27 protein-coding genes are annotated in these 26,113 nt (G+C 69.2%); 15 read left to right on the top strand and 12 right to left on the bottom strand.

The genetic code is table 11. The features are described from left to right. Window positions 1-44: 44 nt before the first annotated feature. Window positions 45-995: an NAD-dependent epimerase/dehydratase family protein gene (locus SNA_RS16710; RefSeq protein ID WP_030064656.1), complete on the top strand. Its 951-nt coding sequence runs from the start codon at window positions 45-47 to the stop codon at window positions 993-995. Between the two features lie 277 nt (window positions 996-1,272). On the opposite strand, the gene SNA_RS16705 is transcribed toward SNA_RS16710, so the two are convergent. Continuing rightward, window positions 1,273-1,719 (bottom strand): MarR family winged helix-turn-helix transcriptional regulator, encoded by a 447-nt coding sequence (locus SNA_RS16705; protein ID WP_030064655.1) that lies wholly within the window; start codon window positions 1,717-1,719, stop codon window positions 1,273-1,275. A gap of 62 nt (window positions 1,720-1,781) precedes the next feature. Here SNA_RS16705 and SNA_RS16700 point away from each other — a divergent pair, with 62 nt between their 5' ends. Then, window positions 1,782-2,579: an alpha/beta fold hydrolase gene (locus tag SNA_RS16700; RefSeq protein ID WP_078969954.1), complete on the top strand. Its 798-nt coding sequence runs from the start codon at window positions 1,782-1,784 to the stop codon at window positions 2,577-2,579. A gap of 118 nt (window positions 2,580-2,697) precedes the next feature. Here SNA_RS16700 and SNA_RS42375 read toward each other — a convergent pair whose 3' ends face one another. The 3 genes from SNA_RS42375 to SNA_RS16685 form a co-directional block, all read right to left on the bottom strand. After that, complete coding sequence (locus SNA_RS42375) at window positions 2,698-2,919, bottom strand: hypothetical protein (protein WP_030064649.1); 222 nt, start codon at window positions 2,917-2,919, stop codon at window positions 2,698-2,700. A 700-nt stretch (window positions 2,920-3,619) separates the two neighbouring features. Next, on the bottom strand, window positions 3,620-4,579 hold the full coding sequence (locus SNA_RS16690; RefSeq protein ID WP_241779697.1) for a diacylglycerol/lipid kinase family protein: 960 nt from the start codon (window positions 4,577-4,579) through the stop codon (window positions 3,620-3,622). A 50-nt stretch (window positions 4,580-4,629) separates the two neighbouring features. Then, the gene (locus SNA_RS16685; RefSeq protein ID WP_030064646.1) at window positions 4,630-5,313 is read right to left on the bottom strand and encodes an HdeD family acid-resistance protein; all 684 of its coding nucleotides are present in this window, start codon (window positions 5,311-5,313) and stop codon (window positions 4,630-4,632) included. An 817-nt stretch (window positions 5,314-6,130) separates the two neighbouring features. Between SNA_RS16685 and SNA_RS16680 the strand changes: the two genes are divergently transcribed. The 4 genes from SNA_RS16680 to SNA_RS16665 are packed head-to-tail and all read left to right on the top strand — an operon-like array spanning window position 6,131 to window position 10,090. Beyond that, complete coding sequence (locus SNA_RS16680) at window positions 6,131-6,349, top strand: ferredoxin (RefSeq protein ID WP_030064645.1); 219 nt, start codon at window positions 6,131-6,133, stop codon at window positions 6,347-6,349. Beyond that, a complete protein-coding gene (locus tag SNA_RS16675) occupies window positions 6,346-7,746 on the top strand; it encodes an NAD(P)/FAD-dependent oxidoreductase (protein WP_030064644.1) in 1,401 nt (466 codons plus the stop codon). Before SNA_RS16680 ends, SNA_RS16675 begins: the two co-directional genes overlap by 4 nt. A gap of 59 nt (window positions 7,747-7,805) precedes the next feature. Then, a complete protein-coding gene (locus SNA_RS16670) occupies window positions 7,806-9,029 on the top strand; it encodes a cytochrome P450 (RefSeq protein WP_044365641.1) in 1,224 nt (407 codons plus the stop codon). A 23-nt stretch (window positions 9,030-9,052) separates the two neighbouring features. Further along, window positions 9,053-10,090, top strand: coding sequence for an NAD(P)-dependent alcohol dehydrogenase (locus SNA_RS16665; protein ID WP_030064642.1), 1,038 nt, complete (start codon window positions 9,053-9,055; stop codon window positions 10,088-10,090). Window positions 10,091-10,507: 417 nt separating this feature from the next. Here the strand turns inward: SNA_RS16665 and SNA_RS16660 are convergent, their stop codons facing one another. The 3 genes from SNA_RS16660 to SNA_RS16655 form a co-directional block, all read right to left on the bottom strand. Further along, window positions 10,508-12,331 (bottom strand): glycoside hydrolase family 15 protein, encoded by a 1,824-nt coding sequence (locus SNA_RS16660; protein WP_030064641.1) that lies wholly within the window; start codon window positions 12,329-12,331, stop codon window positions 10,508-10,510. 298 nt (window positions 12,332-12,629) lie between these two features. Continuing rightward, window positions 12,630-12,941 carry a hypothetical protein gene (locus tag SNA_RS42370; RefSeq protein ID WP_030064640.1) on the bottom strand — a complete coding sequence of 104 codons (312 nt, stop codon included), beginning with the start codon at window positions 12,939-12,941 and terminating at the stop codon, window positions 12,630-12,632. Between the two features lie 34 nt (window positions 12,942-12,975). Next, entirely contained in the window at window positions 12,976-13,779 is an 804-nt protein-coding gene (locus SNA_RS16655) for an SDR family NAD(P)-dependent oxidoreductase (RefSeq protein ID WP_030064639.1), read from the bottom strand. A gap of 130 nt (window positions 13,780-13,909) precedes the next feature. Here SNA_RS16655 and SNA_RS16650 point away from each other — a divergent pair, with 130 nt between their 5' ends. Together SNA_RS16650 and SNA_RS16645 are read left to right on the top strand one after the other, a co-directional pair. Further along, window positions 13,910-14,818, top strand: a complete 909-nt coding sequence (locus tag SNA_RS16650) for a LysR family transcriptional regulator (protein ID WP_030064638.1) — start codon at window positions 13,910-13,912, stop codon at window positions 14,816-14,818. A 605-nt stretch (window positions 14,819-15,423) separates the two neighbouring features. After that, the gene (locus SNA_RS16645; RefSeq protein ID WP_044365638.1) at window positions 15,424-15,738 is read left to right on the top strand and encodes a type II toxin-antitoxin system Phd/YefM family antitoxin; all 315 of its coding nucleotides are present in this window, start codon (window positions 15,424-15,426) and stop codon (window positions 15,736-15,738) included. Between the two features lie 39 nt (window positions 15,739-15,777). Here the strand turns inward: SNA_RS16645 and SNA_RS16640 are convergent, their stop codons facing one another. After that, window positions 15,778-16,722 carry a M28 family metallopeptidase gene (locus SNA_RS16640; protein WP_030064637.1) on the bottom strand — a complete coding sequence of 315 codons (945 nt, stop codon included), beginning with the start codon at window positions 16,720-16,722 and terminating at the stop codon, window positions 15,778-15,780. Window positions 16,723-17,223: 501 nt separating this feature from the next. Here SNA_RS16640 and SNA_RS16635 point away from each other — a divergent pair. The 6 genes from SNA_RS16635 (at window position 17,224) to SNA_RS16610 (ending at window position 21,944) form a co-directional block, all read left to right on the top strand. After that, the gene (locus SNA_RS16635) at window positions 17,224-17,526 is read left to right on the top strand and encodes an urease subunit gamma (RefSeq protein ID WP_030064636.1); all 303 of its coding nucleotides are present in this window, start codon (window positions 17,224-17,226) and stop codon (window positions 17,524-17,526) included. Window positions 17,527-17,552: 26 nt separating this feature from the next. Continuing rightward, window positions 17,553-17,864 carry an urease subunit beta gene (locus SNA_RS16630; RefSeq protein ID WP_030064635.1) on the top strand — a complete coding sequence of 104 codons (312 nt, stop codon included), beginning with the start codon at window positions 17,553-17,555 and terminating at the stop codon, window positions 17,862-17,864. Further along, window positions 17,857-19,578 carry an urease subunit alpha gene (locus SNA_RS16625; protein ID WP_030064634.1) on the top strand — a complete coding sequence of 574 codons (1,722 nt, stop codon included), beginning with the start codon at window positions 17,857-17,859 and terminating at the stop codon, window positions 19,576-19,578. The genes SNA_RS16630 and SNA_RS16625 overlap by 8 nt, the downstream gene beginning before the upstream one ends. Before the next feature lie 136 nt (window positions 19,579-19,714). Then, entirely contained in the window at window positions 19,715-20,389 is a 675-nt protein-coding gene (locus SNA_RS16620; RefSeq protein WP_044365636.1) for an urease accessory protein UreF, read from the top strand. Between the two features lie 35 nt (window positions 20,390-20,424). Continuing rightward, window positions 20,425-21,120, top strand: a complete 696-nt coding sequence (ureG, locus tag SNA_RS16615; RefSeq protein WP_030064633.1) for an urease accessory protein UreG — start codon at window positions 20,425-20,427, stop codon at window positions 21,118-21,120. Continuing rightward, the gene (locus SNA_RS16610) at window positions 21,117-21,944 is read left to right on the top strand and encodes an urease accessory protein UreD (protein WP_044365635.1); all 828 of its coding nucleotides are present in this window, start codon (window positions 21,117-21,119) and stop codon (window positions 21,942-21,944) included. Before ureG ends, SNA_RS16610 begins: the two co-directional genes overlap by 4 nt. On the opposite strand, the gene SNA_RS16605 is transcribed toward SNA_RS16610, so the two are convergent. The 4 genes from SNA_RS16605 to SNA_RS16590 all read right to left on the bottom strand — a co-directional run bounded on the left by SNA_RS16605 (window position 21,921) and on the right by SNA_RS16590 (window position 24,084). Beyond that, window positions 21,921-22,295: a roadblock/LC7 domain-containing protein gene (locus tag SNA_RS16605; RefSeq protein WP_030064630.1), complete on the bottom strand. Its 375-nt coding sequence runs from the start codon at window positions 22,293-22,295 to the stop codon at window positions 21,921-21,923. The two genes, SNA_RS16610 and SNA_RS16605, sit on opposite strands and share 24 nt — an antisense overlap. 66 nt (window positions 22,296-22,361) lie before the next feature. Continuing rightward, window positions 22,362-22,736, bottom strand: coding sequence for a roadblock/LC7 domain-containing protein (locus SNA_RS16600; protein ID WP_030064629.1), 375 nt, complete (start codon window positions 22,734-22,736; stop codon window positions 22,362-22,364). 103 nt (window positions 22,737-22,839) lie between these two features. After that, the gene (locus SNA_RS16595) at window positions 22,840-23,691 is read right to left on the bottom strand and encodes a hypothetical protein (RefSeq protein WP_044365633.1); all 852 of its coding nucleotides are present in this window, start codon (window positions 23,689-23,691) and stop codon (window positions 22,840-22,842) included. A gap of 9 nt (window positions 23,692-23,700) precedes the next feature. After that, window positions 23,701-24,084, bottom strand: a complete 384-nt coding sequence (locus tag SNA_RS16590) for a roadblock/LC7 domain-containing protein (RefSeq protein ID WP_030064627.1) — start codon at window positions 24,082-24,084, stop codon at window positions 23,701-23,703. A 329-nt stretch (window positions 24,085-24,413) separates the two neighbouring features. Between SNA_RS16590 and SNA_RS16585 the strand changes: the two genes are divergently transcribed. Beyond that, window positions 24,414-26,051: an alpha/beta hydrolase gene (locus tag SNA_RS16585; RefSeq protein ID WP_030064626.1), complete on the top strand. Its 1,638-nt coding sequence runs from the start codon at window positions 24,414-24,416 to the stop codon at window positions 26,049-26,051. Window positions 26,052-26,113 lie beyond the last annotated feature (62 nt).

Here is a 26,113-nt window from a genome sequence, read left to right as displayed (position 1 = left end):
ACGCATACGACATCGACACCATCACGATTCAGAAAGGACAGGCGATGATCCTCGTCACCGGAGGTCTCGGCTTCATCGGATCCCACACCGTACGAGCCCTGCTCGACCTGGGAGAAGACTGCGTCGTGGTCCAGCGCCGCGCCCCTGAACTCCCGGCCGTACTCGCTGGAGCAGGAGCACGGGTGGCGGTGGAGCAGGCGGACATCACCGATCGCGATGCCCTGCTCCCCATCGGCCGCCGCCACACCATCACGGGCATCGTGCACCTGGCGGGGTCTGTCCCCTGGCCTCCCGCCCCCCATGCACCGGTCGAGGCAACCCGCAGGGCGCTCGGCGGGCTGCTGAACATCGCGCAGGCAGCGCAGGAATGGGGCGTGCGGCGTCTGGGCGTCGCCAGCACGATCGGGGTCTACTTCGGCGCCAAGAACGACGGACCGCTGCGCGAGGACGCTCCGCTGCCGATGAACGCACCCGTCTCGATCCCCACCTTCAAGAAGGTCGGCGAACTGCTGGGCGGATACCTCGCCGACACCACAGGGCTCGACATCGTCAACTACCGCATCTCCGGTACCTGGGGCCCGCTCGGCCATCCCGATCCGTTCTTCGCCGCACCCGCCCTCATCCACGCCGCCGCCCGCGGCACCGCCCCTGACCTCTCCCACCTCGTGGGGCCGGCCTTCGCCGAGGACGGGCTCGACCTCAACTACGTGAAGGACACCGGGCGCGCGATAGCCCTTCTCCAGCTCGCGGACCGGCTGAACCACCGCACGTACAACGTCGGCTCCGGCCGGGCCACGACCAACACCCAGCTCATCGAAGCGATCAAGAAGGTGGCCCCCGACGCTCAGGTCGGCCTCCCCACCGGAGGCGATGCACCGCACCTGGTCCTCGACATCAGCCGTCTCCAGGAAGACACCGGCTATCAGGCCCAGTACGACACCGAGCGAGCCGTCAGCGACTACATCGCATGGCTGCGCGCCGGCAACAAGAACTGAGTCGACGATCTCCGGCTACCTTCCCCTCCTTGAGGATCATCACCACAAAGCCGACCTGGCCCTCGCCAACGGTCAGACGGTCAAGGCTTCGCTGGACACCGCCAAGGCCGCACGGACGCCGGACCAGACCGTGGTGAAGCGGGCCGACGACCGGTAGTCCAACGGAACAGATGCGTGAACAGCCCGGGGCGGTCGCGGACTCGAACCACCGCGTCCGCATCCTCGAGGCCAGTCCGGACTTCCCTCGCAAGGGGATCTACGACAGTGCAGGCCGTTGTCAAGGCTCCTGTTGACTCCGGTGGCGCCAGGTGTCCTCGTCGGCGTTGACGCGCTGGAGCAGGTCGAGCAAGGTGGCGCGGTCGGCTGCGGACAAGGTGGAGAAACACGAGACCAGCACCTCGTCGGCCACCTGGTGGCCCGCCTTCAGGACGCGTGCACCGGCGGGGGTGAGGTGGTGCTCGATCCGTCGGCCGTGTCCCGGCCGGCGCTCGATCAGGCCCTGGGCGACCAGGCGGCCGGCGAGCGTGCCAAATGCCTGCTCGCTCTGGAACGTTGCCACGGCCAGAGCGCGAGCGGATGCCCCACGCGCGTTACTGATCGCCCGCAGGGCATCCCACTGGGCGAGCGTGGTACCGACAGTGGCCAGCTCCCGGTCCAGGGCCCGGTGTTGCCGGTACTGGGCCTGCTTGACCGCTCTCCCGAGGACTTGGATTTCACCGTGCATGAATTCACCCTACCCTGCGACTAAGCTAGCTTATATCAATATCTTTAGTTAGTGTCTGTGGCATGCCTTCTCGCCACACGGTCTCCGTGCACCCGGACCTGCTCCTCACACTCTCCGAAGCCGGCGCCGGCAGGCCCGTCCTGATCCTGCACGGCGGCGGAGGTCCGGCCACGGTTGCCGGGCTCGCCGAGCACATTTCCCGTGCGGCGCACACCATCACGCCCGTACATCCCGGCTGGGACGGCACCCACCGTCCCCCATGGTTCACCGGTATCGACGACCTCGCCCTCTCCTACCTCCATTACCTGCACGACCGCGGGCTGCGCGACGTGCTCGTCATCGGCTCCTCGCTCGGCGGCTGGATCGCCGCCGAGATGGCCGTCCGTGACACCGCCCACCTCATGAGTGGACTCGTCCTGATCGATGCCGTGGGCGTGCACATCGACAACGAACCGATTCGCGACTTCTTCACCCTGGACGCGCGCGGTGTCGCTGAATACGCCTGGCACGACTCGGCCCGCTACTACCTCGACCCCGCAGACCTCCCCGCCGAGCAACTCGCCATCCGGCAAGCCAACATGAACACCATGCGCATCCTTGCGGGCGACCCCTACATGCACGACCCCAAGCTGCTACGCCGCCTGGGACGCGTACAGCTCCCCACCCTTCTGCTCTGGGGAGAGAGCGACCGCATCGTCACCCCGGCCTACGGGGCGGCCTACGCCAACGCCTTCGGCGATGCCCGCCTCGAGGTCATCCCCAAGGCCGGCCATCTCCCGCAGATCGAGCAGCCGGAAGCCACCTTCGCCATGATCGATGCGTATTACCCGGGCTGGGCCGGCATGGGCTGCGCCGATTGACCTGACGGACTCACCCTCCGCTTGAGGGTGCGGATGACCGGTGCGGTTTCGATATCGCGGATCTGCGTGCGGGAATTGCCCGAGGCGGTCGGTGAGGTAGCCGTACAGAGCCGGGCTGTCACGGCAGACGGCGGAAATAAGCAGGTTGGTGGGGCCGGTTGTGGCCGCGCCATGCCTCTGCCTCGTCGAGCGCCTGGACGTCGTCGACGGTGAGGCCGGCAATGGCCTTTTCCAGGCTGTCGAGGACGGACAGGACCGAGTCCGCTCCGGCGGATTCCTCGGTGACCGACTGGGTGCGCAGATGCCGGACGACATCGGTCGGCGTCAGGTAGTCGAACACCAGGGTGGCCGGAAGGCGCAGCCTGGTGGCCGCGTTGGAGGAGGGAACCCCGCCCCCTCTACCTCAACCACGACGGCGCGGCAGCCTCACGACCAGCCCCTCCCCCTCCGAGGGAGGACCCGCCGGAGGCATAAGGCTCTGAGGCCGGCTCCGTTCGCTGGTTCGAGTTGTGTTCTGACCTGTGCCTACGGTGCATGCCATGAGCCGGCATACCAAACAGCAGTGGGGGAACGAGTGAGCACGACGTCAACAGCATCGGTGAGCGCAGCTGAGCTGCGTCGCAGGGTTCGCGCTGTGGAGGCGCTTCAGGCGAGGACGCTGCCTCCCCGCACGACTTGGCCGCGGGCTCCCGGCTACGCGGCGCAGGCCCGGATCGCCCGGCGAACGGGGCCTGCATTTGATCACCTCCACCCTCGCGGACACCGCGTCCCGCGCTGCCGTCCCGGAGCAGCCCGACGTCTCGCTCACCTCCCTCAACGATCAGGAGCCCAGCACCACCGAACGTCTCCTCGCCGCTCTGCATGATGCCGCCCACTCCGAGCCCATACCTGCGCCGGCCCGATTACTTCCAACCCAAATGTCCGGCACCGTTCAGAGGCCCTACCCTCGCCCGCTCCATCGCATCCCCTGAGCTGGGGTGTTGCGACGACCACGAGAACTCCAGTTCGCGGTGGGGACCTTCGCCGTTGTCTGTCTGTCTTCAGGGGCCACGCGGTGCTCGCGGGAGCCCGGGCACCGGCTCCGATGGGATTCCTGGCCGGTCTCTCGGCAGCAGCACTTGCAGTCCACCTGGCCAGGTTTCGCACGTGACCGGAAGAGGCAGCGTTACGGCTTCGCCATCGATCCCTGCATCCAGTTGCCGGCCCCGGCCGCGCAACGTGATGCTGGCCGCCCTCCAGGCGCTCGCCGCATCACCTGCCGTACCTGGGGGCTGCTGCCGCAGCAGCTCACTGCGCAGGTGCCGGAGGAGGTCTGGTGGGGTGTCGGTCGGACGCTTCAGCACGATGGCGCCGAGCAGTCCTGAGGCGAGCGTGAAGCGACGCCCCAGGTAGCGGGGAGTGGCGATGTGGTAAGGGTTGTTGGAGACCAGCACCACTTGCGGGAAGTGGACGGCTCCCCGCGGGGTGTCCACGTCGGCTTCGACGCATTGCCTTCCTGTGAGGTAATCGGGTGTGACCGAAGCGAGGGCACGCACCTTGTCCTCCCGGTACCCAGGGTCCAGCAAGGCGTCGGCGTAGGGGCCGAAAGAGACGTTGTTGATGAAGACGCGCGGGCCTACCAAGCCGAGATCCACACGGGTGGGCACGCCATCGGTCAGGGCGCTCAGTGAGGACACCGGGTTGCGGATGTCGAGGCCAAGATCCCGGGCGAAGTGGTTGCGCGTGCCTGCCGGGAGCACCAGCAACGGCCGATCCGTGTCGGCGGCCACCGCAGCCACGGCCGATATCGTTCCATCTCCGCCCGCCACCCCCAGTACCTCAGCCCCCTCCCGGACGGCGAGCCTCGCGAGTGACGCCGCGTCGTCATCGACACTGGTCGACCAGACCCGCGCTCCCATGCCCTCGACCTGGTTGGCCAGGTCGAAACGAGCAGGACTGCCGCCGCCCGAGCGTGGATTCATCACGACCACTACCCGGGTACGCGCCTCAGCTCCAGCCATCACCACACCCACTTTTGCCGCACTCAGCGGAGCATGGCAGTCGCAAGAAATCAGTGCTGGGGGTGCGGCCGGGAGTGGAACAGCGGCCGTCGCTGGGCAGTAGTGCCGGGAGCGAGGCGGCCGACGTCGGCCCGCATCCTTATGGCGTGGAAGACCTCAACCACCCCGAGGACTATGGCCATGATGCTCACCGTCAGGGTGAGCGCGGCGATCGAGGTGAACGGTGCGACGATCAGCACGGTGCCTGCCAGCAAGCCGATGATTCCGGAGAACAGCATCCAGCCTCGTGCCGGCATCTCCCGGGGTGCGGAGGCAGCCGTTGCTGTCACCATGATGCCGCGCACCAGCCAACCGAAGCCGATCCACAGTGCGAGCAGCAGAATCGACTCCAGCGTGCCCCGGAAGCAGATCAGGCCGAGGAGGACGGAGAGCGCACCGGTGAGGAAATGCAGCGCCCGAAGATGCCGGGGGACATGCGTGCCGAAGGCGGCGGCCAGCTGGAAGACACCGATGACCAGCAGATAGACGCCGAAGAGCACGCCGACGACCCGCAGCGTCTCCTGTGGCCAGGCAAGGACCACGACACCCAGTGCGATGGCAGCCAGGCCCATGGTGAGAAGGGCCTGCCAGCCCATGTTGGCCAAGCCACCCAGGCTTTCGGTGCCGGAGGCGTCCTGTGGCTCGGTGCCGCGCGGAGGGCCGGCGTCTGAGGAATCGAAGGAAGAGGAGGCCATACCGTCTGCTCCTCTCAGGAACAGGGTGGTCGGTTCAGTTCACCTCCATAGTCCCCCCATCGGCTCTGTATGGCCCGGCGAAAACAGACGGTTCGTCGCTCGGAATTCCCACGAATACGGCGGTGGCCGGGGGCCGGGCTCGGCGGGACGGGGGCCTTGGCGGCGCGGCAGAAGAACCGACCGTCGATGGCCCGGAAGTCTGGGGCCGGCACGGCCGAACCCTCAGCAGCCACGCCGTGCATCCTGACCATGGCGCGTGTTGGCTGCGGATGCTCTCTGCCCCGCAGGACAAGGCCGGCGGCAAGATCTGGGAAGGCAACTGCGAAGCCTCCGCCCTCTTCGACGGCCGTGTTCACAAACCAGCCCTCAATGGGACCACGCAGGCCGCTGGCGACAGCCACGCGCACCTGGTCGCTGCACTGCCGTGACCGCGAACGCCGCCGGTGGCGGGCTGGAATACCCGGTACCGAGCACATTTTCCCTGGCAGTAGCGGATTTGTGGTCATGGAGTATGAGGCGAATAATTCCTTTTATAAGGGATCATCTGCATCGCCTTGACGCCCAGGCCGTCGTGTGTGGACCGCGGCCTCCGGGCTGTGACGCCCACCGGCCATAAGCGTCCTGCGAAGGAACCGCCGGGGCGAACAAGATCCGACACATGGGCGCTCAGCCGGGTGGCTCGGCTGGTGCAACCGGTCGGCTGTGCAGCCGGGTTACCCGACCGAAAGGGCCTGATGGGCCCTGATGACTGCGGCGGAGACGAATGACCGCGTCGATGGTCGCTGTGGGGCCGGAGACAGGACGGAAGGAGTCCGCCATGCGGATCGTCGTGGACCTGAATCGCTGCCAGGGATACGCACAGTGCGTGTTTCTGGCCCACGAGGTCTTCAGACTGAGTGGTGACGAGACGCTCACCTACGAGCCGAACCCGGATGACGAGCAGCGCCTGCGGGTTCAGCGGGCCGCTGCCGCCTGCCCGGTGCAAGCGATCGTGATCGACCGCCTGGAAGGCGCGGAGCGGAGCGTGACGCCATGACGGTGCCCGCAATGGTCGCGGAGGTGGTGCGCAAGTTCAGGGCCAACGCCCGGATCGTCATCGTCGGCGCCTCCCTGGCGGGACTGCGGGCCGCTGAAACCTTGCGTGAGGAAGGCTTCAGCGGGCCTCTGACCATCATCGGGGACGAGCCGCATGAGCCCTACGACCGTCCCCCACTGTCCAAGCAGGTACTCAAAGGGTGGGTGCCGGCCGACCACACCAAGCTGCCCCGCTTGCGAGAAGTGGATGCGCAGTGGCGGCTGGGGGTGGCAGCCACCGGGCTGGACCGGGCAACCAAGCAGGTACGTCTGGAGGACGGCGAGCAGGTCCCGTACGACCGGGTGCTGATCGCCACGGGCACCCGCGCGCGCCAGTGGCCCAACCCGGCCGAAGCCGCCCTGGAGGGCGTGTACACGCTGCGCTCGCGTGATGATGCTGCGCGACTTCAACAGGCGCTGGCCGCGCGGCCGTCACGGGTCCTGATCATCGGTGCCGGGTTCATCGGCTCGGAGATGGCCTCCGTCTGCCGGGAACTCGATCTCCCGGTGACTGTCGCCGAGCGGGGCTCGGCGCCGCTGGTCGGCGCGCTCGGCGGGGTGATCGGCGAGATCGCGGCGGAGATGCAGCGCGACCATGGAGTGGACCTGCGCTGCGGGGTGGGCGTGTCGTCGCTGGAGGGTGACGCCGACGGGCACGTGCGGCGTGCTCGGTTCTCGGACGGGACCACCGTTGAGGCCGACGTGGTGGTGGCCTCGCTGGGGTCGATCCGCAATGTGGAGTGGCTGGAGGGCTCCGGGCTGGCGTCCGGTTTCTGGGGCGTCGGCTGCGACGCGGGCGGTCGGGCCTTCGATATCAACGGCGTGGTGACCGACAGCGTCTATGTGGCGGGGGATGTGGCGCGCGCGCCCCACGTGCTGTACGAGTATCAGTTCCTCGCGATGGAGCACTGGGACAACGCCGTCCTCGGCGCCCAGGCCGCGGCGCACAACATGGTGAACCTCGAGCCCCACTACCGCCCGCACCTGTTGCTGCCCGGCTTCTGGTCCGGCCAGTTCGGCGTCAACATCAAGTCCGTCGGCGTGCCGTCCTTCGGCGACGAGATCGTCTTTACGCAAGGATCGGTCGAGGAGCGCCGCTTCGCCGCCGCCTACGGCCGCCGGGGCCGCATCGTCGCCGCCGTCACCTTCAATCACGGTAAGTGGCTGGAGTACTACGGGCAGCTGATCGAGGAATCGGGTCCGTTCCCGCCCCCGCCACCGGGCTGGGACCGGCCCGACGACACCAAGCCGATACCCGCCCAGTTCCCGGAGCTGGGTGTCCCGACGGCGATACCCGAAGTCGTCCTGACCGGCCACGATCCGAGCGAGCGCAAGGCCGTGTTCCGGCCCCGACGCTGAAGCACCCCTCGCGACGAAGCGACCCACCGGCCCGCGCACCCAGGAAGAAGAACACCATCATGGCCGAGGAAACGCCCTGGCAGCAGTCGCTCCGCTACGCCAACCGCGCCAATCCGTACCCCTTCTACGAAGAGCTGCGCAAGACCCCGGTGGCGCGCCAGCCGGACGGCTCGTACGTCGTCAGCACCTATCGGGAGGTCGTCCAGTTGCTGCACGACCTGCGCGTCACCTCGGATCCGAGGAAACGCCCCGAGCCGGACCAGCCCGACAATCCCCTCGAGGGATCGATCATCACTGTGGACCCGCCCCAGCACGACGTGGATCGCCGCCGGATGACGCGGCACTTCGGCCCGCCCGAGTGCCCCCACATGGTCGCTGACTTCGAGCCCGAGATCCGCCGCCTCACCGCCGAGCTGCTGGACCAGATGGAGGGCAAGACCCGGATCGACCTCGTCGACGAGTTCGCCTTCCCGCTGCCCGCGACCATGATCTGCAAGGTCCTGGGCGTACCGCTGGAAGCCATACCGCTTTTCCACGACTGGATCGAGACCGCCCTGGACGGGATCGATTTCGGGCCGGAGGCGAACGACCCGGAGCAGCAGCGCCGGGCGCAGCGCGTCCCCGATGCGGTGACCGGCATCCGGCAGTTCCTGGCCGACCTGCTTCACCAGTACGCCGAGCAGCCCGGCCCGGGCATGTACTCGGCGATGGTCAACGACGACGGCCCCGAGGGGCGCCTGCCCCAGGATGTGATCATCAGCGATGCCCTGCTGCTGCTCTTCGCCGGGCATGAGACCTCGGTCAACCTGATCGCCCACAGCGTTCTCACCATGCTGCGCCACCCCCACGTCCACGAGCAGCTGCGCCACCAGCCGGAGCTGCTCGTGCCCGGCATCGAGGAGTTCCTGCGCCTGGAGTCGTCGGTCCAGATCTGGCACACCCGGGCAGCGCTGGAGGACATCGACATTGCCGGCACCACCATTCCGAAGGGTGCGCCCCTCTTCATCGCCTACGGCTCGGCGAACCGCGACCCCGAACGATTCGAGAACCCCGACGAGCCACACATCGAACGCCCCGACAACCAGCACGTCGGCTTCAGCCAGGGCATCCACTACTGCTTCGGCGCGCCGCTCGCGCGGCTCGAGGTCCAGATCGCGCTCGGCGAGTTCCTCCGCCGCGTGGAGAACCCGCGGCTCGTCGAGGATCCGCCGCCGTATCGCCGCAACCAGATCTTCCGCGGCCCACGCCACGTCCTGCTCGACATCGACGGAATCCGCGACTGACCAGCTCGCGCAAAGGAATCGCCATGAGGGCTTTTCAACTGGTCGAGTGGCAACAACCACCCGAGCTGCGCGAGGCACCGGTGCCCGAGCCCGGGGCGGGGCAGGTCCTGGTGAAGGTCGCGGGCGCCGGTGCCTGCCACTCCGATCTGCACATCATGCAGGCACCCGCACCTGGAGACGACACGAGGCTGCCCTTCACACTCGGCCATGAGAATGCGGGGTGGGTGGAGACGCTGGGACCGGGCGCCACCGGCTTCGCGCCCGGAGACCCGGTGATCGTCTACGGTCCCTGGGGCTGCGGACTGTGCGCCAACTGCCGGGAGGGCCGGGAGAACTACTGCCAGGAGACCGCCGGTCTGGGCGGGGGCCTGGCCGGCCACGACGGCGGAATGGCCGAGTACCTGCTGGTCCCGGCGTCGCGATTCCTGATCCCGCTGGGCAGCCTCGATCCCCGCGGGGCAGCCCCGCTCAGCGACGCGGGGCTGACCAGCTATCACGCCGTCAAGCGGTCGCTGCATCTGCTGGGGCCGGGCTCGACCGCAGTGGTGATCGGGGCGGGTGGTCTCGGCCAGATGGCCATCCAGATTCTGCGAGCGCTCAGCGCGGCGACCACCGTCGTCGCCGTGGACACCGACGCCGGCAAGCTGGAGACCGCAAAGCGCATGGGCGCCGACGAGGCGCTGCTTTCGGGCGAGCAGGCGGTGACGCGCATCAAGGACATGACGCGGGGGCAGGGCGCTCAGCTCGTGCTGGACATGGTCGGTGTGGACCCGACTCTGCGGATGGCCGCTCAGATGGCCCGGGTGCTCGGCCACCTGACCATCGTCGGTCTCGGCGGCGGGGCCCTGCCCGTCGACTTCTCGAGCCCCCCGCACGAATGCTCGGTCGCTTCCCCCTACTGGGGCTTCATCCCCGAACTCATCGAAGTGATCACCCTTGCCCAACAGCAGAAGATCAAGATGCTGGTCGAGCACTTCCCCCTGGAACGCGCCGGCGCGGCATACCAGCTCCTGCACGACGGCAAGATCCAAGGACGCGCCGTCATCACCCCCCAGGTATGAGCACCGTCGCTATCTTGCCGAGCGCGACGTGTGGAGTGGCCAAGGCGGGACTGCAAGCAAGATGGTCGAGATGCTCCTGCACCTGCTGGACCTCTCCGCGGATGAGGCCCGCGACCTCGCCCGGCGGCCCCTTCCCGCGGCAGCCTCATAGCTGGATGGGCGGGTGTCAGGGCCCGCGGCGCATGGTGTTCCGGCGGTAAGGGGGCGGGTCCGCAGCCTCGGGTTCGCGGCGCAGGTGGTCCACTTGCTCGGGGTGGCCCCGCAGGATGAGGACTCAGTTGGTGGTCAGGTTGACCGTGGTCTCGTGCTCCGGGAGTCCTTCCTCCATCGTCTCCCCCCTTTCCAGCATGCGGGGAGAACGGGGGTTCGCACGGCCACGGTGCGGGACGGCGGTTGGTCCCGGGGGAGGGCCACCTGTCAGCCCAGGGCGCGGTCGAGGTTGAAGGCCGCACTGATGAGGGCGAGGTGGGTGAACGCCTGGGGGAAGTTGCCGAGTTGCTCTCCTGTGTGGCTGATCTCCTCGGCGAACAGGCCGACATGGTTGGCGTAGGTGAGCATCTTCTCGAAGGCCAGGCGTGCTTCGTCCAGGCGTCCGGCGCGAGTGAGAGCCTCCACGTACCAGAAGGAGCAGATGGAGAAGGTGCCTTCCTCGCCTTCGAGCCCGTCGGGGCTGGCCTCGGGGTCGTAGCGCCAGACCAGGGAGTCGGAGACCAGTTCGTTGCCGAGGGCGTCGAGGGTGGACAGCCACACGGGGTCGTTGGGGGCGATGAACTTGGTCAGCGGCATCATCAACACCGCCGCGTCCAGCACGTCGCCGTCCTCGTGCTGAACGAACGCCTGCCTGCTGGGCGCCCAGCCCTTTTCCATGATCCGCCAGTAGATCGCGTCCCGGACCGGGCCCCAGCGGCCGAGCTCGGCGGGAAGGCTCCGGTGCTGGGCGATGCGGATCGCACGATCGATGGCCACCCAGCACATCAGCCGGGAGTAGAGGAACTTCTTACGCCCGCCGCGGGTCTCCCACACGCCCTCGTCCGGCTGGTCCCAGTGCTCGCAGACCCAGTCCACCAGAGCGCACACCGCACGCCAGCGACCGCTGGAAAGAGGTTGGCACCACTTGTCGTACAGGTACACGGAGTCGATCAGGGCGCCGTAGATGTCGAGCTGCAGTTGGGTAGCGGCACCGTTGCCGACCCGCACGGGCGCCGAGCCCCGGTAGCCCTCCAGATGGGGCAGCTCGGTCTCGGGCAGTTCGGAGCGTCCGTCGATGCCGTACATGATCTGGAGCGGCCCGGACGGTCCGACGTCACGCCGCTCGATGTGCTGGGTGAGGAACCCCATGAAGGCTTCGGCCTCCTCGGCGAAGCCGAGCCTGAGCAGCGCGTAGACGGCGAACGCGGAGTCGCGCACCCACGCGTAGCGGTAGTCCCAGTTGCGGCCGCCGCCAATCTGCTCGGGCAGGCTGGTGGTGGGGGCTGCCACGATCGCGCCGGTGGGCACGTAGGTGAGCAGCTTGAGGGTGAGGGCGGAGCGGTGCACCATCTCCCGCCACCGGCCGCGGTACCGGGAATGGTGCAGCCAGCGCCGCCAGAACGCGACCGTGGCCGTGAACTCCCGCTCGGCCTCGGCGAGCAGGCAGCCGCGCGGCGGAGTCTCTTGGCTGACCCGGTTCAGAGCGAAGACCGCCGTCTCACCCTGGGAGAGAGCGAATCGCGTCCAGACGTCCTTCCCGTCGGACTCCAGCGGCACCGTGGCGGTCAGCGTGAGCGACAGCGCCTCGGACGCAAACAGGGCGGACCCTTCCAGCATCCGCAGGGTGTGCGGGTGGGCGCCGTAGCCGAACCGGGGCGCCACCCGGGCCCGGAACGGAATGGTGCCGCGGACGCACACCACCCGCCGGATCAGCCTGTGGCGGTCGGACTGCATGGAGTCCGCCACGGGCATGAAGTCCTGGACCTCCCCGAGCCCGTCCTCGGTGAAGAACCGGGTGATCAGCACATTGGTGTCCGGGAAGTAGAACTGCTTCGTGTCCGCCGGCACGGCGGCGGACAGCTCGAACGTGCCGCCGCGGTCCGCGTCAAGGATGGCGGCGAAGACGCTCGGGGAGTCGAAGGAGGGACAGCAATACCAGTCGATGGTTCCGTCGGTGCCCACCAGCGCCGCCGTGTGCAGGTCCCCGATCAGGCCGTGCTCGGCGATCGGCAGGTAGGGGGCTGACGTGGGCCCTGTCGTTGCTCCGGACATCGCAGCAGCCTCCTCCTAGCTCCTGCCTCCACTGTGGTCCTTCTCGATCGCAGGGGCATCAGGGCGGCCAGGCGAGGGCATCGAGCGCCCGATCAAGGGGTGGTCGGCCCTACGGCACGAGCTCCGAACCTGGCTCGGCCCTGAACGCTCCTGCCCGTCCGGTCGCCCGAACCGCACTGACGGTGACCGTCTGGAAACCGGTGGTTGTCAGCGAGCGTGCCGCCCCACCAGCGTTGCGGCCGTGCGGGGCGGCTCAGCGCGTCGCGGTCAGTGACACGGATAGCCGCTCCAGGCTCCTTCAGGGCAGCGGCGACCTCGGCCGGCCTCTGGAGCACAGTCCAGTGACTGCTGTCCAGTTCGAGGATCCGGGACGCTCCCAGAGCTGCACCCCGGGGTTGTCCCTCATGTCCTTGGCGAAGGCAGCGGCATTCAGTTGGTCCTGGCCCCGGTCCGCCTCGCCCAGCAGCGCGGGAAGGGTGGCACCGTTGGCGATGCCGTCACCGCCTACGAGAGGATCCTCATCCCCCGCCCTGCCGAAGCGGCCGAGGGGGCCGCTGAAGGAATCGACGGCGCCTTCGCTCCCGACAGCACCGAGCAGACCCTCGCCCACATAACGCCCACCACTGATACCCGGCGTTGCTGCTTTAGCCGAACGCAGCCAGGGAGACCGGCTGCCACTGGCGCCAGGTACTCAGACGCTCCTCGTAAAGACCAGCAACGTCGGTGAAGGACTTGCCGAGGAAGATCCTCAGTGGGGGCCGCTCCGCATCGACGATCCGAAGAATCGCGTCGCGGGTCGCGCGCGGGTTGCCTACCTCGAAATCCTTCGCAGTGGCCGCGTGGACTTCGGTGTAGTCCGGGTGCCGCTCACTGTGCCGTGCCCCGAGAGCCAGCCAGTCGGTGGCATAAGGGCCAGGCTCGACGTTGGTGATGTGGATGCCGAAGGCTGCAACTTCTTGCGCCAAAGACTCCGACAGCCCCTCAAGAGCCCATTTGGAGGCGTGGTACGCACCGATGCCGGGGAATGCACGTACGCCGCCCTCGCTGGTCACTTGCAGGATCCTTCCCGCTCGTTGCGACCGCATGAGGGGCAGCACGGCCTGCGTGACCCACACTGCGCCGAAGAAGTTGGTCTCCATCTGAGCCCGGAGGTCGTCCTCGTTCACCTCCTCGACCATGCCGAAATGCCCGTAGCCGGCGTTGTTGACCGCGATGTCCAGCGAACCGAAATGCGCGTGGGCACGCTGCACTGCCTCATGCACCGCGGCGCGGTCGGTGACGTCGAGCCGGACCGGCAATACCGCATCCCCGTGCCGCTCGACCAAAGGGGTCAGCTGGCTGACGTCCCGGGCCGTCGCCGCGACGTGATCGCCGCGTTCGAGCGCCGCCTCCGCCCACTCGCGGCCGAATCCCCTCGAACTGCCCGTGATGAACCAGGTCTTGGCCATGGCTGGTGCTCCCTGCAGGTGGCTGGATTGCTTGCGGTTGCTACTTCCATCGTGCTGCTGATCGTGGTATTCCACCAGCGAAGGTCTTACATATAAGACATGCGGTTTTGGAATGTGTCAGGATGACGGCGTGGCCGACTTCACCCTCACTGGTCTCCGCGTCATCCAGGCCGTGGTCGACACCGGATCGTTCACCGCCGCGGCCGACGCACTCGGATACACGCAGTCAGCGGTGTCCCGTCAGGTGGCGGCGATGGAGGCCGCCGCGGGTGCACCGCTGTTCGTCCGGGGCGCTCGCGGGGTGGCCCCTTCTCCCGCGGGCATGATGCTCGCCCGCCGAGCCACGACGGTCCTCAACGAGATCGACGCCGCCAGCACAGACCTCGCCGGGCTGCAGGACCACGTCACCGGACGCGTCGCCATCGCGGCCTTCCCCTCGGCCGCCGCCGTGCTCGTCCCCAGGACATTGGCACGCCTTGGAAACGACCACCCGGGTTTGATCGTCGAGTTCGGCGAGGCGTCCTCGCCCACGCAGCTTCGCCAACTCCGCGCTCAGCGCATCGACGTCGCAGTGATCGGCGTGGGACCGGACCTGCCCGCCTACGACTTCGAGGGACTGCGCCGCGACCTGCTCCTGGACGGCGGTCTCCTGCTCGCCGTCCCCGCCAACCACCGGTTCGCCGGCCGCGGAACCATCCCGGTGACCGAGCTGAGGGACGAACCCTGGATCGTCGGCAAGGGCCTCCGTGACGACCCTCAGTTCGGCGCCTGGCCAACCCTCGACCAACCGCGGATCGCCTACGCCGCTCGCGAATGGCCCACTCGCCTCGGCCTTGTCGCCACCGGGCTCGGCATCGCCGTACTCCCCGAAGTAGCCGCCGCCGCGGTCCCCGCCGGCGTCCGCATCGTCCAAGTCGACGACCCCGCCTGGCTCGGCCGAGCCATCGTCGCCGTCACGGTCCGCGACCGCTCTCCCGAGGTGACGGCTGCCGTGGTGGCGCTGCGCCAGGAGGCCGCACAGCTTCGCGCGGCGCCATAACGCCGCACCCGGCAAGGAAGATCCACGCTGTGATTCCGCTCTGCTCGCCCACGGCCGACTCGGCCTGGATGCGGTCGGCCTCCTCTCACAGTTCGTCCACGCGACGGCGAGCACCCAGCTCACGCTGTTCGAGCGGCCCAACCATCGACGGAGGGCGACGAGACGTACCTCCCGGTAGTTGGTCAGCCATTCACCGGGAGCGAGCCGGGCGACGGGTTCCACCTCGCGTGCGCCGTAGTAGCTGCGGCGCATCCCGCTCATGCCGTGTGCGGGCGGACTGAGGGCGAGGTGCCCCCCCCGGGGCGGGGTCGGTTACAGTCCGCACCCGGTCGGTCAGCCCGGCCAGCTCGTCGGAGGCGTGCAGTCACAGCCAGGCGGTGTTCGCGGTGTCGGGGATGATGAGTGTCTGGTCGGTGCCGACCAAGCGGGCCGGCGCGGTCGCCGTGTGCTGCAGCCGCTCCGCTGCGGGTAGCGGGTCGTCTCGCCTCGTCTCACACATCTCTCACACACGAGAGCGCACGGGAGTACGCGAGAACCTCTGACCTGGATGTTCGCTGTTGCCACGGACCACGGCGGACCAGGTGAACATTACATAGGCTAGGAGCATGGCCTACGAAATTCCGGTGACGCAAGCCCGGGCGGAGTTCGCGGATCTGATCAACCGCGTCGTCTACGGCAGCGAGCGGGTGGTCGTCACCCGCCACGGAAAACCCCTGGTCGCGCTGGTGTCCGCCGCTGACCTGCAACTCCTCGAAGAGCTGGGGCGGCGCGAGCAGGACGCTCAGGACGAGCAGGTGATCAGCACGGTGTCCGCCGTGCGGCAGCTGCCGTCCGCTGCGGGCGAACGGCGCCGGTTCGGTATCGCGGCAGAACACCGCGACCCGGCCGCCGGGGACCGGCGACCGGGTCGCGAGAGATGACGGTTCGGCGGGCGCCGACCGTACGGGGGAGCGGGTGGCTCAGGAGCTGAGCTGCCAGATGGCGTGCGCGATGGCGTCGGTGTTGATGTCCAGCGCCTTCTCGTCGAGGTTCTTCGAGGTGTCGCAGGACTGGTGGTAGCAGGCGTCGAACGCCTTGCCCGCCTCGCCGCCCCAGTTCTTCGCCTGCTGCTGGGTCTTGATGTAGTCGGCGCCCGAGAAGAGGCCGCCGACCGGGATGCCCGCGTCCTTGAACGAGGCGTGGTCCGAGCGGCCGTCGCCCTCGGTCTCCTTCTCGGTGGCGATCTTCTTGGTCGCGAACCAGTCCTTGAAGACCTTCTCCAGGCGGCTGTCGTCGTCGTAGACGAAGTAGCCCGGGTTCGGCGAGCCGATCATGTCGAAGTTCAGATACGAGTCGATCTTCGACTTGTCGGCGCCGAGCTTGTCGACATAGGCCCGCGAGCCGACCATGCCGTCCTCTTCGTCGCCGAACCAGGCGAACCGCAGATGCTTGGCGGGCTTGAGGCCGGACTTGGCGACCGCGAGGGCAACTTCGAGGATGCCGGCCGAACCGGAGCCGTCGTCGTTGATGCCGGGACCCGCGTCGACCGAGTCCAGGTGGGCGCCGGCCATCACGGTCTTGCCCTCGTCGCCGCCCGGCCAGTCGGCGATGACGTTGTAGCCCTTGGCGCCGTTGTTGTCGAACTCCTGGATCTGGGTGGTGAATCCGGCCTTGTCCAGTTTGCCCTTGATGAAGTCGACGGACGCCTTGTATCCCGCCTTCCCGTGGGCGCGGTTGCCGCCGTTGGCGTCGGCGATCGACTGGAGCTGGTCGAGGTCGGCCTTGACGGCCTTCACGTCGATGTCCGGGGCGTTGGCCGACGCGGGACCGGCATAGGCGCCGGCCGCGGTGAAGAGGGTGGCGGCGAGGGCGGTGGCGGCGCCCGTGGCCAGCGCGGCCCGGCGTATTCGTACGGAACGAGTCACGTAAGGCTCCTGGTGTGGGGGGTTGGAGCGGAGCTGTTGGGTGTTCTGGCGCGCGCAGATGTCGCACGCGTCGTGGTCTTGACGCGCGCATGCTGGGCGCGCACCTGAGGATTGCGATCACTTTCCGTACGGTCAAGAGCGGATACCGGACAGGGGGCCGTTCGCGGACCAGTCGTTGCGATCGCGTATCCGCCCGTTTTCCCCTCTTTCTAGGCAATTGCAGGGTGTGGTACGCCCCGGTGCCTCCCGTTGCCGACAGGTAACGGAGGGAAGTGCGGCATGTTACGGCGAGGGTGGGATCGGGTGTCCGGATGTCCCGGTGCGTAACGCCGCTGAAATCGCGCCGAACTACGCTCACGGTGCGGAGATGTCGATGGTGAACTGCTGGAAGTCGATTTGCTCCCCCTTTAGTTAATGCGTGGTACATCTAAGCGCGCGGGTTCGCCCACGCCCGTGACCTGGGGAAATGTTCCCGGGTGTGAAGACTGTGAGGTGGAACGTATGCAACTGACCCCGCATGAACAAGAACGCTTGATGATTCATGTGGCGGCAGACGTGGCCGAAAAGCGACGATCCAGAGGACTCAAGCTCAACCACCCCGAATCCCTCGCGCTGCTCACCGTGCACATCCTCGAAGGCGCCCGCGACGGCCGGACGGTCGCCGAGCTGATGTCCTCGGGACGCAAGGTGCTCGGCCGGGACGACGTCATGGAAGGCGTCCCCGAGATGATCCACGACGTGCAGGTCGAAGCCACCTTCCCCGACGGCACCAAGCTCGTCACCGTTCACGAACCCATCAACTGACCCGACTGACCACGGGAGAGCAGACGATGATCCCGGGACAGATCCTCTACGCCGACGAGCCGGTGCGCCTCAACGAAGGCCTCCCCCTCACGCGCATGACCGTCCTCAACGCCGCCGACCGCCCTGTCCAGGTCGGCTCCCACTACCACTTCGCCGAGGCCAACCCCGGTCTCGACTTCGACCGCGCGGCCGCGCACGGTATGCGGCTGAACGTCGCGGCCGGTTCCGCCGTGCGCTTCGAGCCCGGCATTCCCACCGAGGTCGAGCTCGTCCCCATCGCGGGCAAGCGGATCGTCGCGGGCCTGCGCGGCGAGACCGGAGGCACCCTCGATGGCTGAGCTGACCCGCCAGGCGTACGCCGATCTCTTCGGCCCCACCGCCGGCGACCGGATCCGGCTCGCCGACACCGACCTGGTCATCGAGATCACCGAGGACCGCTCGGGCGGCCCCGGCAGGGCCGGTGACGAGGCCGTCTTCGGCGGCGGCAAGGTGATCCGCGAATCCATGGGCCAGTCCCGCGCCACCCGCGCCGAGGGCACCCCCGACACCGTCATCACCGGCGTCGTCGTCCTGGACCACTGGGGCATCATCAAGGCCGACGTCGGCATCCGCGACGGCCGGATCGTCGCCCTGGGCAAGGCCGGCAACCCCGACACCATGGACGGCGTCCACCCCGACCTGGTGATCGGCCCCGAGACCGAGATCATCGCCGGCAACGGCAAGATCCTCACGGCCGGCGCCATCGACACCCACGTCCACTTCATCTGCCCCCAGCAGGCGGACGAGGCGCTGGCGTCCGGCGTCACCACCCTCGTCGGCGGCGGCACCGGACCGGCCGAAGGCAGCAAGGCCACCACCATCACCCCCGGCGCCTGGCACGTGGCCCGGATGTTCGAGGCGATGGACTCGTTGCCGGTCAACGTCGGACTGCTCGGCAAGGGCAACACCACCTCCCTCGCCTCGATGCGCGACCAGCTGCGCGCCGGCATCCTCGGCTTCAAGATCCACGAGGACTGGGGCGCGACCCCCGCCGTCCTCGACGCCTGTCTGAGCGTCTGCGAGGAGAGCGGCGCCCAGCTCGCGATACACACCGACACCCTGAACGAGGCGGGCTTCCTCGGCGACACCCTCGCCGCCATCGCCGGCCGCTCGATCCACGCCTTCCACGTCGAGGGCGCCGGTGGCGGCCACGCCCCCGACATGATCGCGATGGTCTCCGAGGCGAACGTCCTGCCCGCGTCCACCAACCCCACGCGGCCGCACACCGTCAACACCGTCGAGGAACACCTCGACATGCTGATGGTCTGCCACCACCTCAACCCCGCGGTGCCCGAGGACCTCGCCTTCGCCGAATCCCGGATCCGGCCCTCCACCATCGCCGCCGAGGACATCCTGCACGACCTCGGCGCCATCTCGATCATGTCCTCCGACGCCCAGGCCATGGGCCGCATCGGCGAGGTCGTGCTGCGTACGTGGCAGACCGCGCACGTCATGAAGCGGCGCCGCGGCTCCCTGGCCGGCGACGGCAGCGCGGACAACCACCGCGCCCGCCGCTATGTCGCGAAGTACACCATCAACGCGGCCCTCGCCCAGGGCATCGACCATGTCGTCGGCTCCGTCGAAGCGGGCAAGCTCGCCGACCTCGTCCTGTGGGACCCGGCGTTCTTCGGCGTCAAACCGCAACTGGTCATCAAGGGCGGCCAGATCGCCTATGCGCAGATGGGCGACGCCAACGCCTCCATCCCCACCCCACAGCCGGTGCTGCCCCGCCCGATGTTCGGCGCCATCGGCAAGGCCCCCGGCAGCAACTCCGTCAACTTCGTCTCCCCGCAGGCCCTTGAGGACGATCTCCCAGAGCGCCTGCCGCTGGCCAAGCGCTACGAAGCCATCCGCTCCACCCGCGGCGTCACCAAGGCGGACATGCGCAACAACGACGCGCTGCCCCGGGTCCAGGTCGACCCCGACACCTTCACGGTGACCATCGACGGCGAGGTGGTCGAACCCGACCCCGCCGCCGAACTCCCCATGGCCCAGCGGTACTTCCTCTTCTGAGCGGACCCATGAACACCCTGGAACACCACCGATGAGCGAGCGTAGCGAGCGAATCATTCAAAGGTGCGCGCCTGGCGAATGCGAGGCCGGGCGAAGCGTGGGGGTACCCCCGGTCGGAGACTGGGGGAGTGTCGGCATGAGCCGCGCCGCGCTGCTCGTCCTCGCCGACGGCCGGTTCCCCGCCGGAGGGCACGCCCACTCCGGCGGCGCCGAACCGGCCGTCACCGCGGGACGCATCAAGGACGCCGCCACCCTGGAACGCTTCTGCCGGGGCCGGCTGCACACCGCCGGCCTGGTCGCCGCGGGGCTCGCCGCCGCGGCCGCGGCCGGCTGCGACCCGCTCCTGGTGGACGACGCGGCCGACGCCCGTACGCCCGTCCCGGCCCTACGGCAGGTCGCCCGGCGGCTCGGCCGGCAGATGATGCGGGCCGCCCGCGCCACCTGGCCCTCGGCCGAACTGGACGCGCTGGCCGCGGCCCGGCCGCGCGGCGCACACCAGCCGGTGGTGCTGGGACTGGCCGCACGGTCGGCCGGACTGGCGCCGCTGGATGCCGCCTACGCGGTCGCCTACGAGAACATCAGCGGCCCGGCCACCGCCGCCGTCCGCCTGCTGAGCCTGGACCCCTTCGACGCCACCGCCGTCCTCGCCCGCCTCGCCGCCGACGTCGACCAGGTCGCGCAGCAGGGCACCGAGGCCGCGGCCCGGGCCGTCACCGAAGGCGTCGACGCCCTGCCCGCCGCCTCCGCGCCGCTGCTCGACATCACCGCCGAGGCGCACGCCGCCTGGCCGGTACGGCTCTTCGCGTCCTGACCCGCACCCACCCCCCGAACCCGCTCGGAGTCCGTATGCACCTCGACCACCAGGACACCTTCCCCCAGCGCCACACCTACAGCGCCGCCGACCCGGTACGGCCCGACGGGCGCCGCCGCGCTCTGCGCATCGGGCTCGGAGGGCCGGTCGGCACCGGCAAGACCGCCACCGTCGCCGCCCTGTGCCGCACGCTGCGCGACGAGCTGTCCATCGCCGTCGTCACCAACGACATCTACACCCGCGAGGACGCCGAATTCCTGCTCCGCGAGGCCGTGCTGCCCGCCGAACGGATCGCCGCCGTCGAAACCGGCGCCTGCCCGCACACCGCCATCCGCGACGACATCTCCGCCAACCTGGAGGCCGTGGAGGACCTGGAAGACGCCGTCGGCCCGCTCGACCTCGTCCTGGTGGAGTCCGGCGGCGACAACCTGACCGCCACCTTCTCCAAGGGCCTGGTCGACGCCCAGATCTTCGTCATCGACGTCGCGGGCGGCGACGACATCCCGCGCAAGGGCGGTCCCGGCGTCACCGCCTCCGACCTGCTCGTCATCAACAAGACGGACCTGGCGCCCTACGTCGGCGTCGACCTGGAGGGCATGGCCCGCGACGCCAAGACCCAGCGCGGTGACCTCCCCGTCGCCTTCACCGCGCTGAAGGCGGAGAACGGTGTGCAGCCGGTCGCCGACTGGGTCCGCCACCAGCTGGCCCACTGGACCGCGGGCGCCGCATGACCCTCGCCGTCCCCGCCCCCACAGCGCCGACCGCCGTCCCCCGGGCGGCCGGTCTGCGGGCCACCGCCCGGATCACCGCCCGCGCCGACGGTGGGGGCACCACCCGCCTCCCGGTTCTCGACGGCGACGGGCCGATCGCGCTGCGGCGCCTGCGCGCACACGGCCACCGGGCCCGGGTCTGCGTCGTCGGCGCCATGAGCGCCCCGCTCGGCGGCGACCGGCTGGCCATCGAGGCGGTCGCCGAGCAGGGTTCGGCCTTGCAGATCACGGCCGCCGCGGCCACCGTCGCGCTGCCCGGCCGCGGCGCCGACCACGCCGTCTACGACGTACGCCTGACCGTGGCCGACGGCGCATGCCTGGAGTGGCTGCCCGAGCCGCTGATCTCCGCCGCGGGCAGCGATCTGCGGATGACCACCACCGTCGATCTGGCCCCCACCGCCCGACTCGTCCTGCGCGAGGAGCAGGTCCTGGGCCGCAGCGGCGAGCCGACCGGCGCGCTGCGCAGCCGGCTGAGGATCCGGCGCGCGGGCCGCACCCTCCTCGACCAGGAGACGGCCTACGGTCCCGGCGCCCCCGGCTGGGACACCGCGGCCGTCCTGGACGGCCACCGCGCCTCGGGTCAACTCCTGCTCGTTGACCCGGAGTTGGCGGACGATCCGGTCGCCGTGCGGCTCCTCGGGGACGCGGCCGACGGCGCCGGAGCGGGCGTCCTCGCCCCGCTCGCCGGCCCCGCGGCCCTGGTGACGGCCGTCGCCCCGGACGCCCTGCGCGTACGGCGCCTCCTGGACGAGGCCGCCCGCTCACACCTCCAGTTCGGCCTCTAGCCGGGCCAGACGGTGACGCGCCAGCGCGAGGTTGGCGCGTTTGCGGTCCAGCACCAGATAGAGGAACAGCCCGGAGCCGTTCTTTCCGGTCACCGGGCGGATCAGGTGGTACTGCGCGGTCAAGGTGATGAGCATGTCCTCGATGGCACCCTGGAGTTCGAGCATTTCCATGGTGCGGAGTTTCGCCCGTACCACGTCGGTATTGCCGGCCGCGGCGACATTGAGGTCCAGCGCATTGTTGTCGCCGAGCGTGGCGAGCGCCATTCCGCTGGTGTAGTCGACCAGGGCGACGCCTATGGCGCCTTCGATGGTGGACATCGCATCGGAGAGGGCGGATTCCATTTGTGCCATGAGTAGGACGGACCTTTCGGTGTAGTCAGACTTCTTGTCAGAGGTGTTGTCGGAAATACGAATGGATCAGGACCCGTTGTCCATCAGGGCACCTATCCGTGCCGCCGTCTGCCGGGCCTGCCAGTGCAGCCGGCCCACATTGGTCTTCGGACCGGCCACGGCCGTCAGTACCGCGCGGCTGCCCGCCGAATAGGCCGCGATATATCCGTCGGCGCCGCGGGTGAGGGATTCCTCGAAACCGCCCCGGCCGGTCGCCTCGGTGAGCCGTTTGGCGACCCCGATGGCCGCGGCGGTCAGCGCGGCGAGGCCGTCCGGTTCGATGTCCCGCAGATCGTGGGCGATCACCATCCCGTCCGCACTGGCCACCATTCCGCCGTGCAGATGCCGTACCTGATCGCGCAGTGCGAGCAGTTCCTCGCGCACATCGGGTTCGATCGTCATGGGTCTCCTGTCTCTTCGGGGAATGCCGGCTTTCTGTCTGAGGACGCGCATTCCGAATACGTGCCTCATGGCCGGATGTGGTGCGGGAAAGGGGGCACGGCTGTCATAGGTTTTCCTCCAGCGCCGTACGCAGTCGGACAAGGAGGGCAACATCCGGATCGGGGGTTTCGAGCAGATCCGGGACCGGGAGTTGCCAGCTCGGCGGGGGGCTTTGGGTGGTGGGCGGTACGGGGTGACAGGCGCCGGGGCGCCGCCGGGGCAGCGCGGCGGGCGCGGCGGGCATCCGGACGAGTCCGGCCGCGGCGAGGCGGCGGGTGTCCAGCAGCGTCAGGAACGCGGACTGGCCCAGTGCGCGGGCGAGTTCGCACGGGGTGTGCCGGCCGTCGGCGCTTTCGAGCAGTCGGCGCTGCCGCCCGGTGGCGGGGGAGGGGCCCCCGTCCGCGGGTGCGACGGGGACGACGGGGGCGGCGTCGACCGCCGCCCAGGGCCGTAACCGGTCGAGCAGCGCCCGGCGGTGGGCCGTCGCCCGCTGGAGGGCGGCGGCGCTGACGGCGCGGACGACGCCCAGCCAGTGCGCGGTGCCCGGGGTGAACGAGGTGGTGCCGGGCGGCAGCGGCAGTGCGAAGAACGCGGCGTCCAGGAGCGCGCCCAGATGGCAGATCTCCAGCTCGCCCTGGGTCAGCCAGCCCTCGCCGACCAGGAACTGTCCGCCCCGGTGCGTCGGCCCCGCGGTCTCCCGGGCCCGCTGCCAGCGCTCCGCGGGCAGCCGCCCGGCCGCGCCGAGCCGGGCGCCGGTCCCGGGCGAGGCGGTGCCCTCGACGCAGTACACGGCGCCGTCGCGCAGATAGAAGCAGGCGTTGGGGGCGTACAGCGCGCCGGTGACGCGTTGCGCGGCCAGGTGGTCGAGCGGGCCGGGAGAGGCGGCCCCCGGACAGGACGCTATGAGAGAGGTCATGACGGGGCGTCAGGCCGCGACCAGCTCCGCCGCCAGCTCGCGCAACCGTAGCCGGGCCAGGGCCAGGTTGGCCTGCGCGCGATCCAGCCACAGATGCAGACAGGTCTGGCTGTCGAAGGCCGTCCGGACGAACCGGATGAGGTGGTAGCCGCCCGCGGAGGTGATGATGACGTCCTCCAGGCCGGGACCCTCGGCGTCGGCGCTCCCGAAGGTGGCATTGCGCACCACGGCCTGGACCACCTCGGCGGTGTCCGCGGCGGCCGCTTCGTGATCGTCGTGCGGGGCCCGTCCGGCCGTACCAAGTGCCAGTCCGCTGGTCCAGTCGGTCAGCCCGGCGCCCAGCACGCCGGGGATCCCCATCGCTTGGGCCAACACCTGGTCGATACCGGACACTTCTGATCTCCTTGTGGCAGCCTGTGGGGGAACCTGCACGGAAGGTTACTGATGTGGAGGGCTCCGGCACATGCCGATTGGATATGTGGCTGGCAATTGACGTGTTCTCGCCCCTTCGTGGCCGTCGCCTGGTAGAGCCCGGTACAGCCCGGTACAGCTGTGGGGCGGGGGCGCGGGGGAGGGCAGGGCCGACGCGCCAACCCTACGGATTGGTAAAGAAATCGCGGTCAAACCTGTTCAGGAGGGGACAACAGACGACAGGATCCCTCTGTAGCAGCTCTGTGATCACCGTCGCCACAAGCGACGCACCAAGCAGGGGGATCCACCACGTGAGACGAACAGCAGCGCTCGGCGCCGCCGGCACCCTGGTGACCGGCACGCTCATAGCAGGCGCGATAGCCGCCACGCCCGCCAGCGCGGGCGAACACCACAGGCCCGGATCGGCCGAAGCGCGTGGCGTCAAGACCGCCGCCGCACGCGCGGCCAAGAAGGGCATCGACTGGCAGAACTGCCCGGCGGACTGGGGCCTCAAGGCCCCCGTCCAGTGCGGCTATGTCACCGTCCCGGTCGACTACGCCAAGCCCAACGGCCGCACCATCAAACTGGCCGTGGACCGGGCCACCAGCACCGGCAGCAAGCAGGAGCGGCAGGGCTCCCTGGTCTACAACCCGGGCGGGCCCGGCGGTTCGGGCATGAAGTTCCCGAACCGGATCACCACCAAGAACCCGCTGTGGGCCAAGACCGCCAAGGCTTACGACTTCGTGGGCTTCGACCCCCGCGGCGTGGGCCACTCGGCGGCGATCTCCTGCATTGACCCGCAGGAGTTCGTCAAGGCCCCCAAGGCCGACCCGGTGCCGGACAGCGAGGCCGACAAGCGCGCCCAGCGCAAGCTCGCCAAGGAGTACGCCGACGGCTGCGCCGAGCGCAGCGGCGCCCTCCTGCCGTATATGACCACGCCCAACACCGCCCGAGACCTGGACGTGATCCGCGCCGCGCTCGGCGACAAGAAGCTCAACTACCTGGGCGTTTCCTACGGCACCTACCTCGGCGCCGTCTACGGGACCCTCTTCCCGGACCACGTTCGCCGGATGCTCGTCGACAGCGTCGTCAACCCGTCGCGTCAGAACATCTGGTACCAGGCCAACCTCGACCAGGACGTGGCCTTCGAGACCCGCTGGGGCGACTGGGAGAAGTGGGTCGCCAAGAACGACGCCGCCTACCACCTCGGCAACACCCCCGAGAAGGTCCAGGCGGCCTGGGTGAAGCTGCGGGCGACCGCCAAGAAGCAGCCGATCGGTGGCCTCGTCGGCCCCGCCGAGCTCACCGGCTTCTTCCAGAACGCGCCGTACTACGACTCCATGTGGGCCACCGTCGCCCAGGTGTGGAGCGCCTACGCCGCCGGTGACGACAAGCCGCTCATCGAGAACGCCGGCCCGCACCTCAAGGACACCGCCGGCAATATCGCGGCCGAGAACGGCAATGCCGTCTACACGGCCGTCGAGTGCAACGACGCCAAGTGGCCCACCAGCTGGCAGACCTGGGACCGCGACAACACCCGCGTCAACCGGCGGGCACCGTTCATGACCTGGTCCAACGCCTGGATGAACCTGCCCTGCGCAACCTGGCCCGCCAAGCAGCACACCCCGGTGAACGTCACCACCGGCAAGGGCCTGCCCGGCGTGCTGATCGTGCAGAGCACCCGGGACGCGGCGACCCCGTACGGCGGCGCCGTCGAGCTGCACAAGCGGTTCGCGGGCTCGCGTCTGATCACCGAACGGGGCGCCGGCTCGCACGGCGTCACCGGCCTGGTCAACCCCTGCATCAACGACCGGGTCGACGCGTACTTCGTCGACGGCAAGATCGACGCCTCGGATGTGACCTGCGCCCCGCACGCCACGCCGACGCCGGGCAAGCAGACGGCCAAGGCCGCCGCCAAGGGTGCCTCCGACCTTCCGGTCGCGCCCTGATCACGGGATGAACGCCCTGACAACGGCATGAAGGGGCGGCCGGGATCCGATCCCGGCCGCCC

Source organism: Streptomyces natalensis ATCC 27448 (assembly GCF_000935125.1).
Classification (GTDB): domain Bacteria; phylum Actinomycetota; class Actinomycetes; order Streptomycetales; family Streptomycetaceae; genus Streptomyces; species Streptomyces natalensis.
This window is presented reverse-complemented; position numbering and strand designations above follow the sequence as displayed.

Excerpts from the sequence above, each read along its gene's own strand:
- SNA_RS16700 (WP_078969954.1), top strand. The coding sequence starts at position 1,782 with ATGCCTTCTCGCCACACGGTCTCCGTGCACCCGGACCTGCTCCTCACA.
- SNA_RS16600 (WP_030064629.1), bottom strand. The coding sequence starts at position 22,736 with ATGACGATCGAACCCGATGTGCGCGAGGAACTGCTCGCACTGCGCGAT.
- SNA_RS16620 (WP_044365636.1), top strand. The coding sequence starts at position 19,715 with ATGAGCCGCGCCGCGCTGCTCGTCCTCGCCGACGGCCGGTTCCCCGCC.
- SNA_RS16670 (WP_044365641.1), top strand. The coding sequence starts at position 7,806 with ATGGCCGAGGAAACGCCCTGGCAGCAGTCGCTCCGCTACGCCAACCGC.
- SNA_RS16625 (WP_030064634.1), top strand. The coding sequence starts at position 17,857 with ATGGCTGAGCTGACCCGCCAGGCGTACGCCGATCTCTTCGGCCCCACC.
- SNA_RS16690 (WP_241779697.1), bottom strand. The coding sequence starts at position 4,579 with ATGGCTGGAGCTGAGGCGCGTACCCGGGTAGTGGTCGTGATGAATCCA.
- SNA_RS16645 (WP_044365638.1), top strand. The coding sequence starts at position 15,424 with ATGGCCTACGAAATTCCGGTGACGCAAGCCCGGGCGGAGTTCGCGGAT.
- SNA_RS16605 (WP_030064630.1), bottom strand. The coding sequence starts at position 22,295 with ATGGCACAAATGGAATCCGCCCTCTCCGATGCGATGTCCACCATCGAA.
- SNA_RS16705 (WP_030064655.1), bottom strand. The coding sequence starts at position 1,719 with ATGCACGGTGAAATCCAAGTCCTCGGGAGAGCGGTCAAGCAGGCCCAG.
- SNA_RS16610 (WP_044365635.1), top strand. The coding sequence starts at position 21,117 with ATGACCCTCGCCGTCCCCGCCCCCACAGCGCCGACCGCCGTCCCCCGG.
- SNA_RS16680 (WP_030064645.1), top strand. The coding sequence starts at position 6,131 with ATGCGGATCGTCGTGGACCTGAATCGCTGCCAGGGATACGCACAGTGC.
- SNA_RS16655 (WP_030064639.1), bottom strand. The coding sequence starts at position 13,779 with ATGGCCAAGACCTGGTTCATCACGGGCAGTTCGAGGGGATTCGGCCGC.
- SNA_RS16675 (WP_030064644.1), top strand. The coding sequence starts at position 6,346 with ATGACGGTGCCCGCAATGGTCGCGGAGGTGGTGCGCAAGTTCAGGGCC.
- SNA_RS16710 (WP_030064656.1), top strand. The coding sequence starts at position 45 with ATGATCCTCGTCACCGGAGGTCTCGGCTTCATCGGATCCCACACCGTA.
- SNA_RS16665 (WP_030064642.1), top strand. The coding sequence starts at position 9,053 with ATGAGGGCTTTTCAACTGGTCGAGTGGCAACAACCACCCGAGCTGCGC.
- SNA_RS16660 (WP_030064641.1), bottom strand. The coding sequence starts at position 12,331 with ATGTCCGGAGCAACGACAGGGCCCACGTCAGCCCCCTACCTGCCGATC.
- SNA_RS16635 (WP_030064636.1), top strand. The coding sequence starts at position 17,224 with ATGCAACTGACCCCGCATGAACAAGAACGCTTGATGATTCATGTGGCG.
- SNA_RS16685 (WP_030064646.1), bottom strand. The coding sequence starts at position 5,313 with ATGGCCTCCTCTTCCTTCGATTCCTCAGACGCCGGCCCTCCGCGCGGC.
- SNA_RS16595 (WP_044365633.1), bottom strand. The coding sequence starts at position 23,691 with ATGACCTCTCTCATAGCGTCCTGTCCGGGGGCCGCCTCTCCCGGCCCG.
- ureG (WP_030064633.1), top strand. The coding sequence starts at position 20,425 with ATGCACCTCGACCACCAGGACACCTTCCCCCAGCGCCACACCTACAGC.
- SNA_RS16630 (WP_030064635.1), top strand. The coding sequence starts at position 17,553 with ATGATCCCGGGACAGATCCTCTACGCCGACGAGCCGGTGCGCCTCAAC.